A 15884-nucleotide genomic window follows, 5' to 3' on the forward strand; every position below is an offset into this window, starting at 1 on the left:
GCGATGTTCTCCGGCTTCCACTTCTGGTGGCCGAAGTTCACCGGCAAGATGCTCGACGAACGCCTCGGCAAGATCACCTTCTGGACGCTGTTCATCGGCTTCCACGGGACGTTCCTCGTCCAGCACTGGCTGGGCGCCGAGGGCATGCCGCGTCGTTACGCGGACTACCTCGCGGCCGACGGCTTCACCGCGCTGAACACGATCTCGACGATCAGCTCGTTCGTCCTGGGCCTGTCGATCCTGCCGTTCTTCTACAACGTGTGGAAGACGGCCAAGTACGGCAAGAAGATCGAGGTCGACGACCCGTGGGGCTACGGCCGTTCGCTGGAGTGGGCCACGTCCTGCCCGCCGCCGCGGCACAACTTCCTCACGCTGCCGCGGATCCGTTCCGAATCCCCGGCGTTCGATCTGCACCACCCCGAGATCGCCGCTCTCGACCAGCTGGAGAACGCCGGTCACGGTGAGAAGGCCCTCGCCGGCGGCAAGGAGGCGGGCAAGTGAAGGTCCAGGGCAAGATGTTCATCTGGCTCGCCGTCTTCATCCTCGTCATGGCGATCGTCTATGGCGTGTGGTCGAAGGAGCCGGCCGGTACCACGGCGCTCTTCCTGGGCTTCGGCCTGAGCGTCATGATCGGCTACTACCTGTGGTTCACGGCCCGGCGGGTCGACACGGGCGCACAGGACAACAAGGAGGCCGACGTCGCGGACGACGCCGGTGAGGTCGGTTTCTTCAGCCCGCACAGCTGGCAGCCGCTCTCGCTCGGTATCGGCGGCGCGCTCGCCTTCCTGGGCGTCGTCTTCGGCTGGTGGCTGCTGTGGTTCTCGGCCCCGATCATCATGATCGGCCTGTGGGGCTGGGTCTTCGAGTACTACCGCGGAGAGAACCAGAATCAGTAACACGCGCTGAGCGCACGGAAGCCCGGACACCCCGTCAGGAGGTCCGGGCTTCCCCCTTTTGCCACGCGTTCCGTCCCTCGCACGGCTCAATGGGCGAGCCGTGACGGACCGCGGTTCCTACGCTCGGGACATGAGCCACTCAGCTTCCTCCAGGAGCGCCGAAGCCGGCCCGGCGCGCCCGCGGAACCGCACCGCCGCCGCCGGCTGCACGGCGCTGCTGGTCGCCATAGGCGCGGGCGTCACGGCCTGCGGCTCCGGCGGCCACCCGCTCACGGCCGAGCCCTACGACGCGGCGAAGGACCTCTCCTTCAGCGCCGCCGTCAGCGACGGGAAGAAGGCCGACCCGGACAAGCCCCTGGAGATCACCGCCAAGGACTCCGGCGGACGGATCACCGACGTGACGGCCACGGATGCCGCAGGACGGTACGTGGCGGGCGAACTCACCGCCGACGGAGCCCGCTGGCACAGCACCTCGCCGCTGGCCGCAGGCGCCCACTACACGGTGCGGGTGAGCACCGAGGACGACGACGGCGCGCCCGGGCGCAAGACCGTCGGCTTCGAGACCAGCGTCCCGAGGACCAAGAAGCGGCTCGACGTGACGTTCGGCCCAGACAAGGGCACGTACGGCGTGGGCCAGCCCGTCACCGCCGAACTCAGCGCCCCCGTCAAGGACAGGGCGGCGCGCGCGGTCGTCGAGCGGGCCCTCAAGGTGCAGTCGCAGCCCGCGGTCGAGGGCGCCTGGCACTGGGTGGACGACAAGGAACTGCATTACCGCCCCAAGGAGTACTGGCCCGCACACGCCACTGTGCGGGCCCACAGCAACCTCGCGGGCATCAAGGTGGCCGAGCGCCTCTGGGGCGGCGTGGCCAAGCCCCTGACGCTCACCACGGGCGACCGCCTGGAGGCCGTGACGGACGCCGCGGCGCACTCGATGACGGTCTACCGCAACGGTGAGGCGATCAACACCATCCCGGTCACCACCGGAAAGCCGGGCTTCGACACCCGCAACGGCGTCAAGGTGGTGCTGGGCAAGGAGTACTTCGTACGGATGCGCGGCACCAGCATCGGCATCGCCGAGGGCAGCGCGGACTCCTACGACCTGCCCGTCTACTACGCCACCAGGGTCACCTGGAGCGGCGAGTACGTGCACGCCGCGCCCTGGTCCGCCGGCTCCCAGGGGGCCGCCAACGTCAGCCACGGCTGCACCGGCATGAGCACCGCCAACGCCGAGTGGTTCTTCGAGACGGTCCGCGCCGGCGACATCGTCAAGGTCGTCAACTCGTACGGCGACATGATGGACCCGTTCGGCAACGGCTTCGGCGACTGGAACCTCACCTGGAAGAACTGGCGCAAGGGCAGCGCCCTCACAGCCGACACCCCGGAGGGCCCGCCCCCGGAGTCCCGCCTGAGACTCACCCCGGAACCGGCATAGGGCGGCCCCGCAGGGGCCCGCCCTCAGGGGCGCGGGGAACTGCGCGACCAGCCACAGCGGACCCGCAGTCGCCCCACCACGCCATCCAGGACGGCGCCTACGCGCTAAGAGCGGGCCTACTGCGAAGAAGCCCCGCCAGCGCGGCGGCGAACTCCACAGGCTCGACCGGCAAGGTCACAGCGGCCTCGGCCCGACTCCACGTGGCAAGCCAAGCATCCTGCGGCCGCCCGATCAGCAACAGCACGGGAGGACAGTTGAAGATCTCGTCCTTGATCTGCCGGCAGATCCCCATCCCGCCCGCGGGAACGGCCTCACCGTCCAGCACGCACACATCGATCCCACCGCGGTCCAGTTCCTTGATCACCGCCGCGGGGGTCGCGCACTCGATGAACTCCACCTGGGGGACATCGGTCGCGGGCCTGCGCCCCGTCGCGAGCCGCACCTGTTCGCGGGTGTTGGAGTCGTCGCTGTAGACCAGCACCGTTGCGGTCGGCTGCATTCTTCCTCCGGGACGTCAGCGTCGTAGAGACAGAGACGGACAGGGTCCGATGCGCGGATGCTACTCCCTCGATCACTTCGTCAACACCGGTTCGGACAGGGCTTCGATGGGCCATATGGGCTGGACACACCCCACAGACACCCCGAACGGCACCCCCCGAGGTGAGGGCGGGATAAGCGACCGACATAATGTCGGTCGTGGCGACAGCAACGACAGTAGATACCGGGCACGCGCACCCGTCGGTCAATCGGCCGAACCTCACCAGCGTCGGAACCATCATCTGGCTGAGTTCCGAGCTGATGTTCTTCGCGGCCCTCTTCGCGATGTACTTCACCCTCCGATCGGTGACCGGTCCCGACCACTGGAAGGAAATGGCGTCCGCCCTGAACTTCCCGTTCTCGGCGACCAACACCACGATCCTGGTGCTCTCCTCTCTCACTTGCCAGCTCGGCGTGTTCGCGGCCGAACGTGGAGACGTGAAGAAGCTCCGGATGTGGTTCATCGTCACCTTCGTGATGGGTGCGATCTTCATCGGCGGCCAGGTGTACGAGTACACCGAGCTGGTCAAGCACGAGGGCCTCTCGCTCTCGTCCGACCCGTACGGCTCGGTGTTCTACCTGACCACCGGCTTCCACGGCCTGCACGTGACGGGTGGTCTCATCGCCTTCCTGCTGGTCCTCGGGCGCACTTACGCGGCCCGCAGGTTCACGCACGAGCAGGCGACCGCCGCCATCGTCGTGTCCTACTACTGGCACTTCGTCGATGTCGTCTGGATCGGCCTTTTCGCCACGATCTACATGATCAAGTAGCCGGGCCAGTTCCCGCGTACATTCCAGAAGCATCGACGCTGAAGATCCTGACACCGGGGTAATCCGTGAAAAAGCTCTCCGCACGACGACGCCATCCGTTGGCGGCGGTCGTCGTCCTACTCCTCGCGCTGGCGGCCACCGGGGGGCTGTACACCGCGTTCGCGCCCGCGGACAAGGCACAGGCCGATACATCCGCCCAGTCCCTCGCCATCGACGAGGGCAAGAAGCTCTACGCCGTCGGCTGCGCCAGCTGCCACGGCACCGGCGGTGAGGGCTCGACCGACGGTCCCAGCCTGGTCGGCGTGGGCGCCGCGGCCGTGGACTTCCAGGTCGGCACCGGCCGCATGCCCGCCCAGCAGCCGGGCGCGCAGGTTCCGAAGAAGAAGGTCATCTACTCGCAGGCGGAGATCGACCAGCTCGCGGCGTTCGTCGCCTCGCTGGGCGCCGGTCCGAACGTGCCGACCGAGGAGCAGTACAACCCCGAGGGCGCGGACATCGCCGAGGGCGGGGAGCTGTTCCGTACCAACTGCGCGCAGTGCCACAACTTCACCGGCAAGGGCGGCGCGTTGACGAACGGAAAGTTCGCCCCGACGCTGGAGGATGTCGACCCGAAGCACCTCTACGAGGCCATGCAGACCGGCCCGCAGAACATGCCGTCCTTCCCCGACACCACGCTGACGGAGAAGAACAAGAAGGACATCATCGCGTACCTCGACGCGGTCAACAGCGACGACTCGGAGAGCCCCGGTGGTCTGGAGCTGGGCGGCCTCGGGCCGGTCAGTGAAGGCCTCTTCGGCTGGATCTTCGGTCTCGGCGGTCTGATCGCCGTAGCCGTGTGGGTCGCCGCCCGGACCGCAAAGGCCAAGAAGTCATGAGTAGCCAAGACATTCCAGAAGAGAACCTGCCCGCCGAGCGGGCCGCCGACGAGCACGCTCACGCGCACGGTGACGTGAGCGTGGCGCACGAGAAGGATCCCTTCGCGGATCCCGGTCTGCCGCCGCACGAGCACCGCATCCAGGACATCGACGAGCGGGCCGCCAAGCGCTCCGAGCGCACGGTCGCCCTGCTGTTCACGCTCTCGATGCTCTCCACGGTCGGCTTCATCGCGTCCTTCGTGACGATCCCGGCCGACCGAATCGTCTACATCTTCCCGCTCGGTCACATCAGCGGTCTGAACTTCGCCCTGGGCATGACGCTCGGCCTGGCGCTGTTCTGCATCGGCGCGGGCGCGGTCCACTGGGCCCGCACCCTGATGTCCGACGAGGAGATGACCGACGAGCGCCACGCCATCGCGGCGGAGCCCGAGGTCAAGGCCAAGGTGCTGGCCGACTTCAAGCAGGGCGCCAAGGAATCCGCGCTCGGCCGCCGCAAGCTCATCCGCAACACGATGTTCGGCGCGCTGACCCTGTTCCCGCTGTCCGGCATCGTCCTGCTGCGCGACCTCGGTCCGCTGCCGGAGGACAAGCTCCGGCACACGCTGTGGTCCAAGGGCAAGCTGCTCGTCAACATGAACACGAACGAGCCGCTGCGCCCGTCCGACGTCGCCGTGGGCTCGCTCACCTTCGCCAAGCCCGAGGGCCTGGAGGAGGAGGACCACGAGTTCCAGACCGAGATCGCCAAGGCGGCCCTGATGATCGTCCGGCTCCAGCCGGAGAACATCAAGGACAAGCGTGAGCTTGAGTGGTCCCACGAGGGCATCGTGGCGTACTCGAAGATCTGCACCCACGTCGGTTGCCCGATCTCCCTTTACGAGCAGCAGACGCACCACGTCCTCTGCCCGTGCCACCAGTCCACCTTCGACCTCGCCGACGGTGCCCGAGTGATCTTCGGCCCGGCCGGTCACGCCCTGCCGCAGCTGCGGATCGGTGTGAACGACGAGGGCTACCTTGAGGCGCACGGCGACTTCGAAGAGCCCGTCGGTCCTTCATTCTGGGAGCGCGGATGAGCACTACGACCACCCCGAACCCCTCGGGCGCAGGTGCGCCGGGCCGTTCGCGAGAGAAGGCGCCGGCCGGCGAGAAGATCGCCGACTGGGCCGACGGCCGGCTGGGGATCTACTCCCTGGCCAAGGCCAACATGCGCAAGATCTTCCCGGACCACTGGTCCTTCATGCTGGGCGAGATCTGCCTCTACAGCTTCCTGATCATCATCCTCACGGGTGTGTATCTGACGCTGTTCTTCCACCCCTCGATGAACGAGATCGAGTACCACGGAAGCTATGTCCCGCTCCAGGGGCAGCTGATGTCGGAGGCGTTCGCCTCCACGCTGGACATCAGCTTCGACGTCCGCGGCGGTCTGCTCATCCGGCAGATCCACCACTGGGCGGCGCTCGTCTTCCTGGCCGCCATGTTCGTGCACATGATGCGCGTCTTCTTCACGGGTGCGTTCCGCAAGCCCCGTGAGGTCAACTGGCTGTTCGGCTTCCTGCTGTTCGTCCTCGGCATGTTCACCGGGTTCACCGGTTACTCGCTCCCGGACGACCTGCTCTCCGGCACCGGTGTCCGCTTCATGGAGGGCGCGGTCCTGGCCGTGCCGGTCGTCGGCACGTACCTGTCGTTCTTCCTGTTCGGCGGGGAGTTCCCCGGCGGCGACTTCGTGGCCCGTTTCTACTCGGTCCACATCCTGCTGCTGCCGGGCATCATGCTGGGTCTGGTGGTCGCCCACCTGATCCTGGTCTTCTACCACAAGCACACGCAGTTCGCGGGCCCCGGCAAGACGAACAACAACGTCGTGGGCATGCCCCTGCTGCCGGTCTACATGGCCAAGGCCGGAGGCTTCTTCTTCCTGGTCTTCGGCTTCATCGCCGTGCTGGCGGCGGTCGCGTCCATCAACCCGATCTGGGCCCTGGGGCCGTACCGGCCGGACCAGGTGTCCACGGGCGCCCAGCCCGACTGGTACATGGGCTTCTCCGAGGGCCTGATCCGTGTCATGCCGGGCTGGGAGATCAACTTCTGGGGTCACACGCTCGCCCTGGGCGTGTTCATCCCGCTGATGATCTTCCCGCTGGTCCTGGTCGCGATCGCCGTGTACCCGTTCATCGAGGCGTGGGTGACCGGCGACCAGCGCGAGCACCACATCCTGGACCGCCCGCGCAACGCGCCGACCCGTACGGGATTCGGTGTCGCCTGGATCACTCTGTACATGGTGCTGCTGGTCGGCGGTGGGAACGACCTGTGGGCCACCCACTTCCACCTCTCGATCAACACCATCACCTGGTTCGTCCGGGTCGCGTTCTTCGTCGCCCCGGTGCTCGCGTTCATCGTCACCAAGCGGATCTGCCTCGGCCTGCAGCGCCGGGACAAGGACAAGGTGCTGCACGGCCGCGAGTCGGGCATCATCAAGCGCCTGCCGCACGGTGAGTTCGTCGAGGTGCACGAGCCGCTCAGCCAGGAGGCCATGCACACCCTCACGGCGCACGAGCAGTACCAGCCGGCCGAGATCGGCCCGACGGTCGACGAGAACGGTGTCGAGCGCAAGGTGAAGGGCCCGCAGAAGCTCCGCGCCAAGCTCAGCACCGCCTACTACGGCGAGGACGGCCAGATCCCCAAGCCGACCGCCGAGGAGTACAAGGAGATCACGAGCGGCCACGGCCACCACTGATCACCACCTGTTCGCCACGGCAGGAGCCCCGTCCATTGCATGGACGGGGCTCTTTGCCGTCCCAGGGGCTGGATAGGGTGGCCTCGTCCCTGAAACCTCACGCCCACGAACACGAACCCAGGAGCGGCAGATGAGTGCTGTGACCCCCGCTGGAGGCGACTTCGCGGCGGGCCGTTCCTGGCCCGCCCTCCTGAACGGCCTGCTGGACGGGCGCGACCTGAGCGCCGACGACACGGCCTGGGCGATGGACCTGATCATGCGGGGCGAGGCGACCGACGCGCAGATCGCCGGGTTCGCGGTGGCGCTGCGGGCCAAGGGCGAGACCGTCGAGGAGATCTCCGGCATGGTGCGCACGATGTACGCGCACGCCAACGTGATCGAGGTACCGGGCGACACCGTCGACATCGTCGGTACGGGCGGCGACGGCGCGAAGACGGTCAACATCTCCACCATGTCGGCCGTCGTCATCGCCGGTACGGGTGCCAAGGTCGTCAAGCACGGCAACCGCGCCGCGTCCTCCGCGTCCGGTGCCTCGGACGTCCTCGAAAAGCTCGGCGTCAATCTGGAGCTGACTCCGCGGCGGGTGGCCGAGGTGGCCGAGGAGGCCGGGATCACCTTCTGCTTCGCCGTGAAGTTCCATCCGGCGCTGCGGCACGTGGCGGCGGCGCGTGGGCAGCTGGGGATCCGGACGACCTTCAACTTCCTCGGTCCGCTCACGAATCCGGCCCGGGTGAAGTCCCAGGCCGTCGGGGTCGCGCACGCGCCCATGGCGCCCATCGTGGCCGGGGTCCTCGCGGAGCGCGGCAACTCCTCGCTCGTCTTCCGCGGCGACGACGGGCTCGACGAGCTGACCACCACGGCCACGTCCCGGGTGTGGATCGTCCGGGACGGCAAGGTGCGCGAGGAGGCCTTCGACCCGCGGGACGTGGGGATCGAGCTGGTGCCCGTGGAGGCGCTGCGGGGGGCTGACGCGTCGTACAACGCGGATGTCGCGCGACGGCTGCTGGGGGGCGAGCGGGGGCCCGTACGGGACGCCGTGCTGCTGAACTCGGCGGCGGCGCTGGTGGCGCTCGCGCCCGGCCCTGGATCGCTCGCCGAGCAGATCCGCGGCGGGATGGCTCGCGCCGCGGAGGCGATCGACTCCGGCGCGGCGTTGCGGACGCTGGAGCGGTGGGTGGCGGCGACCAACGCGTAGGCGCTGGCGCTGGCGGTGCGGGTTGGCGGGGCGGGCGTAAAAGATTGCGCAGTTCCCCGCGCCCCTAAAGGCCAAAAGACTGCGCAGTTCCCCGCGCCCCTGGGTACCCAGGGGCGCGGGGAACTGCGCAGCGGGGGGGCGGAGCGCCCAGGGGGTGACCGGCACCCAGGGCGTCCCGGGATGCGGACAGGGGGTTGCTGTCCGATCATCGTGTGGCATGATGCTGGCAGGTCATGAGTGACAGTCAACAGGCCCCGGCCGACTGTCCGGCAACCCTCCGTCCGTGGCGGGGTGCCCCGGGTGAAGACCAGGTCGTAGGCAGTGAGGTCTACGGCAAGCGCGGACCCCTCGCCGCCCGTCAGGGCGGATGCACCAGGGGTCCTGGTCGTTCGAGGGAGCCTTTCATGAGCAAGCGAATGCGATAGGGCGCAGAGCCCCACTTCCGCGTACCCCTTTCACCTTTCCCGTGCTGAGCCCTGTCCGCTCGCACGGTGATCTCGCCTGCCTCTCACAGGAGCTCGCCATGTCTGTCTCCACCGCTGCCGCCGACCGGACCGCCCACTGTGACACCGACACCTCGGGGTCGCTGCCCGTGCTGGGCCGGGACGTCACCGTTCCGCTCGTGACCGGCGGCGAGGTCACCTACGCGGCCCTCGACTACGCCGCCAGCGCCCCCGCCCTCCAGCGGGTCTGGGATGACGTGGCCGCGTACGCCCCCTACTACGGCAGCGTGCACCGCGGGGCCGGATATCTGTCCCAGCTCTCCACGGATCTCTTTGAGAACGCCCGCCGGACCGTCGCGGAGTTCCTCGACTGCCGCGCCGACGACGAGGTCGTCTTCACCCGGTCCACCACCGACTCGCTGAACCTCCTCGCCGCCGCCCTGCCCGCCGACTGCCAGGTCTTCGTCTTCGAGACCGAGCACCACGCCTCGCTGCTGCCGTGGCAGGACGCCCGCGTCACCTACCTCAACGCCCCGCGCACCCCGGGCGAGGCCGTCGCGACGCTGGAGAAGGCGCTGGCCGGCCGCGACCCGTACGGCCCGGCGCTCGTGTGCGTGACCGGCGCCTCGAACGTCACCGGTGAGCTGTGGCCCGTACGCGAACTGGCCGCCGCCGCCCACGCCCACGGCGCCCGGATCGTGCTCGACGCGGCCCAGCTCGCGCCCCACCACCCCGTCTCCGTACAGGAGTTGGACGTGGACTGGGTCGCCTTCTCCGGACACAAGCTGTACGCGCCGTTCGGTTCCGGCGTGCTCGCGGGACGCTTCGACTGGCTGCGCGAGGCCGACCCGTACCTGGCCGGCGGCGGTGCCTCGAAGAAGGTGTCACGGCGTACGGACGGCGGGGTGGACGTGGAGTGGCACGAGAGCGCCGCACGGCACGAGGCCGGGTCGCCCAACGTCATCGGCGCCTACTCCATCGCCTCCGCCTGCAAGGCCCTCACCGAGGCCGGCTTCGACACGCTGGTCGCCCGTGAGCAGCAGCTCGTCGGACGGGTCCGGCAGGGCCTCGCCGAGGTGCCCGAGGTCCGGGTGCTCTCGCTCTTCGGTGACGACGCGCCGCGCGTCGGCGTCATCTCGTTCGTCGTCGAGGGCTGGAACAGCTCGCACTTCGCCGCCGCGCTCTCCGCCGAGTACGGCATCGGCGTCCGCGACGGCCTCTTCTGCGCCCACCCGCTGGTCCGTACGCTCCTCGGCAGCGACCCGCAGTCCCAGGGCGAGTGCGGTGCCCCCGAGGCCGCCCCCGGCGAGAAGTCCCTGAACGCCATCCGTGTCAGCTTCGGCGTCGGCACCCCCGACGAGCACGTGGAGCGTTTCGTGGCAGCGGTCAAGGAACTCGTCGCGAACGGCGCGAGCTGGAACTACCGCACGGAGAACGGCCGCTGCGTGCCGGCTGCCTGACGGGCCGCGCCCCTGAAGGACTGCGCCGTTCCCCGCGCCCCTGGGGTGCCTTGGGGCGTACGTGTCGTGCGGGTGCGTGGGGGTTGCTCGCGCGGTTCCCCGCGCCCCTGACCGGGCCTAGTTGTCGCCGCCGATGGCGAACGCGGCCTCCAGGTCGTGCTGCGAGTACGTCCGGAACGCCACATGCGTGTCCGTCCCCTCCACGCCCGGGATCTTGCTGATCATGCCGGGAATGACGTCCGCCAGATCGTCATGGGCCTTCACCCGGACCATGGCGATCAAGTCGTACGTCCCGGTCACGGAGAACACCTCGCTGACGCTGTCCAGCGCCGCGATCGATTCGGCGATCTCGGGAATCCGGTCCACGCTGGTCTTGATGAGCACGATCGCGGTGATCACGGCTGGTTTTCTCCCTCGGTGGCCGTCGCTGGGGATTTCACTCTAGCCGGACGCCCGTACCGCACCCACGCGTAGAGGAACCCGGCGGAGAAGCCCAGCAGGTGCGCCAGATAGGCGACCCCCGGGCCCTGTGACGCGCGCCCCGCGGCCAGCCACTGCAGGGACACCCAGAACGGCAGCACCACCCACGCGGGAAACCGCAGCGGGAGGAAGAAGAGGAACGGGAAGAGACTGGTCACCCGGGCTTTGGGGAACAGGTACAGAAACGCGCCGAGGACCGCGGAGATCGCCCCCGACGCGCCGACGAGGGTCTGCGCCGAGTCGGCGTGGACGCCCGCGTAGCCCAGCAGGGCGAGGTATCCGCAGCCCAGATAGAAGAGGGCGAACTCGAAGTGGCCCATCCTCTCCTCGGCCATCGCCCCGAAGACGTAGAGGAAGAGCATGTTCCCCAGCAGATGCAGCCAGCTGCCGTGCACGAACAGCGCGGTGGCCGGGGTGCCGAGGGCCCGCAGCGTCCCCTGGAACAGTTCGACGGGCACCACGCCCCACCGTTCGAAATAGGCCCGCTGCGCGGAGAGAAGCTCGTCACCGGTGCCGTACGAGGGACTGAGCCCCGAGGCCGGACCGATCACGAAGATCGCGCAGCACAGGGCCATCAGTCCGTAGGTCACCGGAGCGGGGTGGCTCCGGATCGCCCTGACCGTTCTGACCGTCCTGTTGCCGGGGGCACCCCAGTTGCCGAGCATGCACAGAGCATGACGTAACGGGACCGAACCACACAGAGCGCCTCGCCGCTTCCGGTGGACGGGCGTCGAGTACCCGCCAGGCCGTAGGGTTACGAGCCACACGCACCGGGGAATCCGGTGCGGCACGAGGACTCAAGGAAAGAGAGCGACTGCCACGATGACGGTTCCCCTCCCGACGGCCGAGACCCGGTGGCGCTGCACGCTCTGCGGCAACCTCACGCGATTCGACGTGACCCGTTCGTCGAAGGTCGTCGAGTACGTACATCTGGACCTGGCCGGGGAACCCAAGGTCGAGGAACGCAACGTGGTCAGTGAGACCATCGACTCCGTGCGCTGCCGGTGGTGCAACGCGGTGGATCAGGTGGAACTGGTGGACAGGCCGGGCGCCCGCTCCTGACAGGAGCGGGCCCCGCACGGACGATGGGGTGAAGGATGGTGGAGACCACAGGCGGTGAGCCGGACGACGGCGACGCCGAGGTGCTCGACCGTCCGCTGCCCGACGGGGTGCGCCGCAGGGTCGTACAGATCGTGTCGGACGGGTTCGGCGGGCTGACCGTGGCCGAACTGCCCACACAGCTGCGGCAGTACGCCCGGTTCGCCCCCAATCGCCGTGCCAAGTTCGCGGGGACCGCGATGGCGGCGGCCATGGAGACCGATCCGCTGTTCAGACAACGGATCGCCGAGAAGCTCAGAGACGCCCAGCCCGAGCTGGCCGGCGCTCTCGACTCCGGTTCGCCGCCCCCGGCCGCGGACCCGCTCGACGTGGCGGCCGCGGCCTATGTGCTGCGCCCCACGGGCTGGGTCAAGTTGGTGACCGCCGCCGGCGAGGAGGCCCTGCGGGCGGACGCCGAGCGTGCCGACGAGGAGAGCCGCGTCGAGCTGGAGCGGCTGCGCGAGGAGCTGGCCGAGGCCCGTGGGCAGACCCGGGCCGAGACGGAGCGGCTGCGCGCCGAACTCGACGCGGCGAAGAAGGAAGCGGAATCGCTTCACCGCAAGCTGCGCGGGGCCTTCAGCGACGTCAAACGGGGCGAGGCGGCCCTGCGCAAGCTGCGCGGCGAGATGGAGGCCGTGCGGGGCGAAGGGCAGGCCCAGGTGTCCGCCGCCGAGAGCGAGAGCCGGCGGCTGAAACAGCGGCTCGGCGAGGTCGAGGGCTCCCTGGAGGCCACCCGCCGCGCGGCGCGCGAGGGGCGCAGCGTCGAGGACATGCGGGTGCGGCTGCTCCTGGACACCGTGCTCGAAGCCACCCAGGGTCTGCGGCGCGAACTCGCCCTGCCGCCGGTGTCGGTGCGGCCGGCGGAGACCGTGGACGCGGTCGAACCGGGCCGGATGACACCGAAGGACATCGCGGCCCGTGCGCTGTCCGACAGTGATCCCGCCGTCCTCGACCAGTTGCTCGCGCTGCCGCAGGCGCATCTGGTCGTCGACGGGTACAACGTCACCAAGACCGGCTATCCGCAGATGCCGCTGGAGAAGCAGCGGCTGCGGCTGCTCGGTCAGCTCTCCCAGCTCGCCGCGCAGACCGGCGCCGAGGTCACCTGTGTCTTCGACGGGGCCGAGCTGGCCGCCCCGGTGCTGCTCGCCCCGCCGCGCGGGGTGCGGGTGCTGTTCTCCAAGCCGGGTGTCACCGCGGACGAGTTGATCCGCCAGCTGGTGCGCGCCGAACCGCCGGGACGGCCCGTCATCGTCGTCTCCACGGACCGCGAGGTGGCCGACGGCGTGGCGAGCGCGGGCGCCCGTCCGGTGGCCTCCGTGGTGCTGCTGAAGCGTCTTTCGAGGGGTTGAGAGCCGCTCTCCGCGGGCACCCTCACGCCTTCGCGGTCCGCCGTCGCCGTTCTGCCCCGTACGTCCCATAGGTCCCTGACGCACCAAGAGCAACGCATGGCCGTCTTGCCCGACTTGGCGAAACCTTCACGCAACGTAGTGTCAAGAGAGCGTTACTGCACGTGAGTTGATTGTAAAGAATGCGATCGGTGACCGAGATTTTTCCGGGGAGGATTTGAACTGATCACAGGTGGTCACTAGGGTCAGGCGTCGAACCTCCACTCGGGTGATCACTCATTGGGAGTGACGGTGGAGGGGCACCGCCAACCGGCGTCTTCGGTGGGCGGCTGAGGTAATGAAGGAGCTCGCCTCCGTGGCGTCCCACCGTCGACCGAAGCAGCCGAGCCGCACCCGTGTGACCGTGCTCACCACCGCCGCCGCTGCCGCCGTTGCTCTCAGCTCGCAGGCTGCCAACGCCGCCCCCAGCGAGAAGCCCAGCAAGGACGAGGTCAAGGCCAAGGTCGACGCCCTCTATGAGGAGTCGGCGCTGGCCACGGACAGGGCCAACGGCGCCGAGGAGAAGCAGGAGAAGCTGGAGAAGGAGATCGACACTCTCCAGGACCAGGTCGCCCGCGGCCAGGACGATCTCAACTCCATGCGTGACGGCCTCGGTCTGATGGCCAGCTCCCAGTACCGCACGGGCGCCGTCGACCCCTCCGTCCAGCTGTTCCTCTCCTCGGACCCGGACGACTACCTCGACAAGGCGTCCGCCATCGACCAGTTGAGCGCTCAGCAGGTCGAGGCGCTGAAGAAGGTCCAGGACAAGCAGCGGGTCCTCGCCCAGCAGCGGCAGGAAGCGGCCGGCAAGCTCAAGGAGCTCTCCGACACCCGCGAGACCCTGGGCAAGAAGAAGAAGGAAGTCCAGGAGAAGCTCGCCAAGGCGCGCCAGCTCCTCAACACCCTGACGGCCGCGGAACAGGCGGCCATCAAGACCGCCGACACGCGTGCCAGCCGCGACGCCGGTGACCGCGTGGAGCTCGGCAACGAGGCGCCCGCCTCCGAGCGCGGTGCCGCCGCCCTCGCCGCCGCGAAGACCCAGATGGGCAAGCCGTACGTGTCCGGTGGCAGCGGCCCCAACTCGTACGACTGCTCCGGTCTGACGCAGTGGGCGTACAACCAGGCCGGTCAGTCCATATCCCGGACCACCTACACGCAGCAGAACGACGGCACGAAGATCGGCATGAGCGCCCTCAAGCCCGGCGACCTCGTCTTCTTCAACAGCCTCGCGCACGTCGGCCTGTACGCCGGCAACGGTGTGGTCCTGCACGCGCCGAAGCCCGGTGCCGTCGTCCGGCTTGAGTCCATGAGCACGATCGGCTCCTTCCAGTTCGGTGTCCGCGTCTGATCCGAGCGCCTCAGGGTTTTCCTGAAGGCCGGTCGCCACGCCGCCCGAACGGGCGAATTCCGGTGACTCCCGCTGACCCCACGCCCCGCCCATGACCTGCGTCTGGGGCGGGGCGTCGCGTTGTGTACCCGTATGGGTCTTTGGCCACCGCGTAGTCGCACGACTACTGTCTGGCGCGTTTCCCCCAACTCCGGGGGTCCGTCAGCGGAAGGGAGTGCGGCTTCCTGTGGGGTCCCATCGCCGCCCAGCACCGTCCGGCTTCGACCGGGGCGCCCGAGGCGCCACCCTGTGCGTACTGACCGTCGCGGCCGCGGCCCTCGGCGTCCTGCCGGCCGGCGCCGCGCCGCAGGACGACAACCGCGCCGAGGTGGACCGCCTGTACGAGGAGGCGGAGCACGCCACCGAGTCGTACAACAAGGCCGACGAGCGCGCCGATCTCCTGCACGACGAGGTGGACAGGGCGCAGGACCGGATCGCCAGACAGCAGGACCGCATCAACACCATGCGGGACGCGCTCGGTTCGCTCGCCGGGGCCCAGTACCGCTCCGGCGGCCTCGACCCCTCGCTGGCGCTGATGTTCTCCGACGACCCCGACGAGTACCTGGACAAGGCCGCCGCGATCGACCGCATCGGCGCCCGCCAGGCCGGGGAGCTGAGGAAACTGCAGACAGCCATGCGCGACCTCGCCCAGGAACGTGCGGAGACGACGAGCAAGCTCGACGAACTGGACAGGAGCCGCGAGGCCGTCGCCCGGCACAAACGCACCGTCGAGCGGAAACTGTCCAAGGCGCGGCAGCTGCTCAACTCGATGCCGGACGCCGACCGCGCCGCCTACGACCGGACCTCCCGCTCCGGCCGGACCCCCGACCTCACCGGCGCCGTCCCGTCCTCGGGGCGCGCGGCGTCCGCCGTCGCCGCGGCCCGCTCCGCGGTCGGCCGCCCGTACATCTGGGGCGCCAACGGGCCGTCCGGCTTCGACTGTTCGGGCCTCACCCAGTGGTCGTACGCGCAGGCCGGTGTCGGTCTGCCGCGCACCTCGCAGGCCCAGGCGCACGCCGGGCGGCAGGTGCCACTCTCCCAGGCGCAGCCCGGTGACATCGTCACCTACCGGGACGACGCCAGCCATGTAGGGATGTACGTGGGCAACGGCCAGGTGGTCCACGCGCCGTACCCGGGCGCCGCGGTGCGCTACGACCCGGTGGGCATGATGCCCGTCTCGGCCGTGACGCGCCCCTGACC

At 69.1% G+C, this 15884-nt stretch carries 16 protein-coding genes and 1 riboswitch; of the genes, 13 read left to right on the top strand and 3 right to left on the bottom strand.

Features of this window, described 5'->3' with window-relative positions; translation table 11 throughout:
• From C6Y14_RS16300 to C6Y14_RS16310, 3 genes are all read left to right on the top strand, one after another.
• Window positions 1-501: cbb3-type cytochrome c oxidase subunit I (locus tag C6Y14_RS16300; RefSeq protein ID WP_199854756.1), on the top strand; the 501-nt coding region annotated here is incomplete at its 5' end.
• Window positions 498-896: a cytochrome c oxidase subunit 4 gene (locus C6Y14_RS16305; RefSeq protein WP_107017427.1), complete on the top strand. Its 399-nt coding sequence runs from the start codon at window positions 498-500 to the stop codon at window positions 894-896. The genes C6Y14_RS16300 and C6Y14_RS16305, both read left to right, overlap by 4 nt.
• A 130-nt stretch (window positions 897-1026) precedes the next feature.
• A complete protein-coding gene (locus tag C6Y14_RS16310) occupies window positions 1027-2328 on the top strand; it encodes a L,D-transpeptidase (RefSeq protein WP_107017428.1) in 1302 nt (433 codons plus the stop codon).
• A gap of 97 nt (window positions 2329-2425) precedes the next feature.
• Here the strand turns inward: C6Y14_RS16310 and C6Y14_RS16315 are convergent, their stop codons facing one another.
• Window positions 2426-2827, bottom strand: a complete 402-nt coding sequence (locus C6Y14_RS16315; protein WP_107017429.1) for a response regulator transcription factor — start codon at window positions 2825-2827, stop codon at window positions 2426-2428.
• A gap of 188 nt (window positions 2828-3015) precedes the next feature.
• Between C6Y14_RS16315 and ctaE the strand changes: the two genes are divergently transcribed.
• The 6 genes from ctaE to C6Y14_RS16345 all read left to right on the top strand — a co-directional run bounded on the left by ctaE (window position 3016) and on the right by C6Y14_RS16345 (window position 10334).
• Window positions 3016-3636, top strand: coding sequence for an aa3-type cytochrome oxidase subunit III (ctaE, locus tag C6Y14_RS16320; protein WP_107017430.1), 621 nt, complete (start codon window positions 3016-3018; stop codon window positions 3634-3636).
• A gap of 65 nt (window positions 3637-3701) precedes the next feature.
• Window positions 3702-4511 (top strand): cytochrome bc1 complex diheme cytochrome c subunit, encoded by an 810-nt coding sequence (gene qcrC / locus C6Y14_RS16325; protein WP_107017431.1) that lies wholly within the window; start codon window positions 3702-3704, stop codon window positions 4509-4511.
• Window positions 4508-5581 (top strand): cytochrome bc1 complex Rieske iron-sulfur subunit, encoded by a 1074-nt coding sequence (qcrA, locus tag C6Y14_RS16330; protein WP_107017432.1) that lies wholly within the window; start codon window positions 4508-4510, stop codon window positions 5579-5581. Before qcrC ends, qcrA begins: the two co-directional genes overlap by 4 nt.
• A complete protein-coding gene (qcrB, locus tag C6Y14_RS16335; RefSeq protein ID WP_107017433.1) occupies window positions 5578-7236 on the top strand; it encodes a cytochrome bc1 complex cytochrome b subunit in 1659 nt (552 codons plus the stop codon). The genes qcrA and qcrB overlap by 4 nt, the downstream gene beginning before the upstream one ends.
• Window positions 7237-7366: 130 nt before the next feature.
• Complete coding sequence (gene trpD / locus C6Y14_RS16340; protein ID WP_107017434.1) at window positions 7367-8431, top strand: anthranilate phosphoribosyltransferase; 1065 nt, start codon at window positions 7367-7369, stop codon at window positions 8429-8431.
• Window positions 8432-8660: 229 nt separating this feature from the next.
• A riboswitch (SAM riboswitch) is annotated at window positions 8661-8777 on the top strand.
• Between the two features lie 177 nt (window positions 8778-8954).
• On the top strand, window positions 8955-10334 hold the full coding sequence (locus C6Y14_RS16345) for an aminotransferase class V-fold PLP-dependent enzyme (RefSeq protein WP_107017435.1): 1380 nt from the start codon (window positions 8955-8957) through the stop codon (window positions 10332-10334).
• A gap of 117 nt (window positions 10335-10451) precedes the next feature.
• On the opposite strand, the gene C6Y14_RS16350 is transcribed toward C6Y14_RS16345, so the two are convergent.
• A complete protein-coding gene (locus C6Y14_RS16350) occupies window positions 10452-10733 on the bottom strand; it encodes an Lrp/AsnC family transcriptional regulator (protein ID WP_107017436.1) in 282 nt (93 codons plus the stop codon).
• Entirely contained in the window at window positions 10730-11479 is a 750-nt protein-coding gene (locus tag C6Y14_RS16355; protein ID WP_107017437.1) for a rhomboid family intramembrane serine protease, read from the bottom strand. The genes C6Y14_RS16350 and C6Y14_RS16355 overlap by 4 nt, the downstream gene beginning before the upstream one ends.
• 157 nt (window positions 11480-11636) lie before the next feature.
• On the opposite strand from C6Y14_RS16355, the gene C6Y14_RS16360 reads away from it, so the two are divergent.
• The 4 genes from C6Y14_RS16360 (at window position 11637) to C6Y14_RS16375 (ending at window position 15882) form a co-directional block, all read left to right on the top strand.
• Window positions 11637-11876: a hypothetical protein gene (locus C6Y14_RS16360; RefSeq protein ID WP_107017438.1), complete on the top strand. Its 240-nt coding sequence runs from the start codon at window positions 11637-11639 to the stop codon at window positions 11874-11876.
• Window positions 11877-11911: 35 nt separating this feature from the next.
• Window positions 11912-13261, top strand: a complete 1350-nt coding sequence (locus tag C6Y14_RS16365) for an NYN domain-containing protein (protein WP_107017439.1) — start codon at window positions 11912-11914, stop codon at window positions 13259-13261.
• Between the two features lie 352 nt (window positions 13262-13613).
• Window positions 13614-14645, top strand: coding sequence for a C40 family peptidase (locus C6Y14_RS16370; protein WP_107017799.1), 1032 nt, complete (start codon window positions 13614-13616; stop codon window positions 14643-14645).
• A gap of 226 nt (window positions 14646-14871) precedes the next feature.
• A complete protein-coding gene (locus C6Y14_RS16375; RefSeq protein ID WP_107017440.1) occupies window positions 14872-15882 on the top strand; it encodes a C40 family peptidase in 1011 nt (336 codons plus the stop codon).
• Window positions 15883-15884 lie beyond the last annotated feature (2 nt).

This window comes from Streptomyces dioscori, assembly GCF_003024195.1.
Taxonomy (GTDB): domain Bacteria; phylum Actinomycetota; class Actinomycetes; order Streptomycetales; family Streptomycetaceae; genus Streptomyces; species Streptomyces dioscori.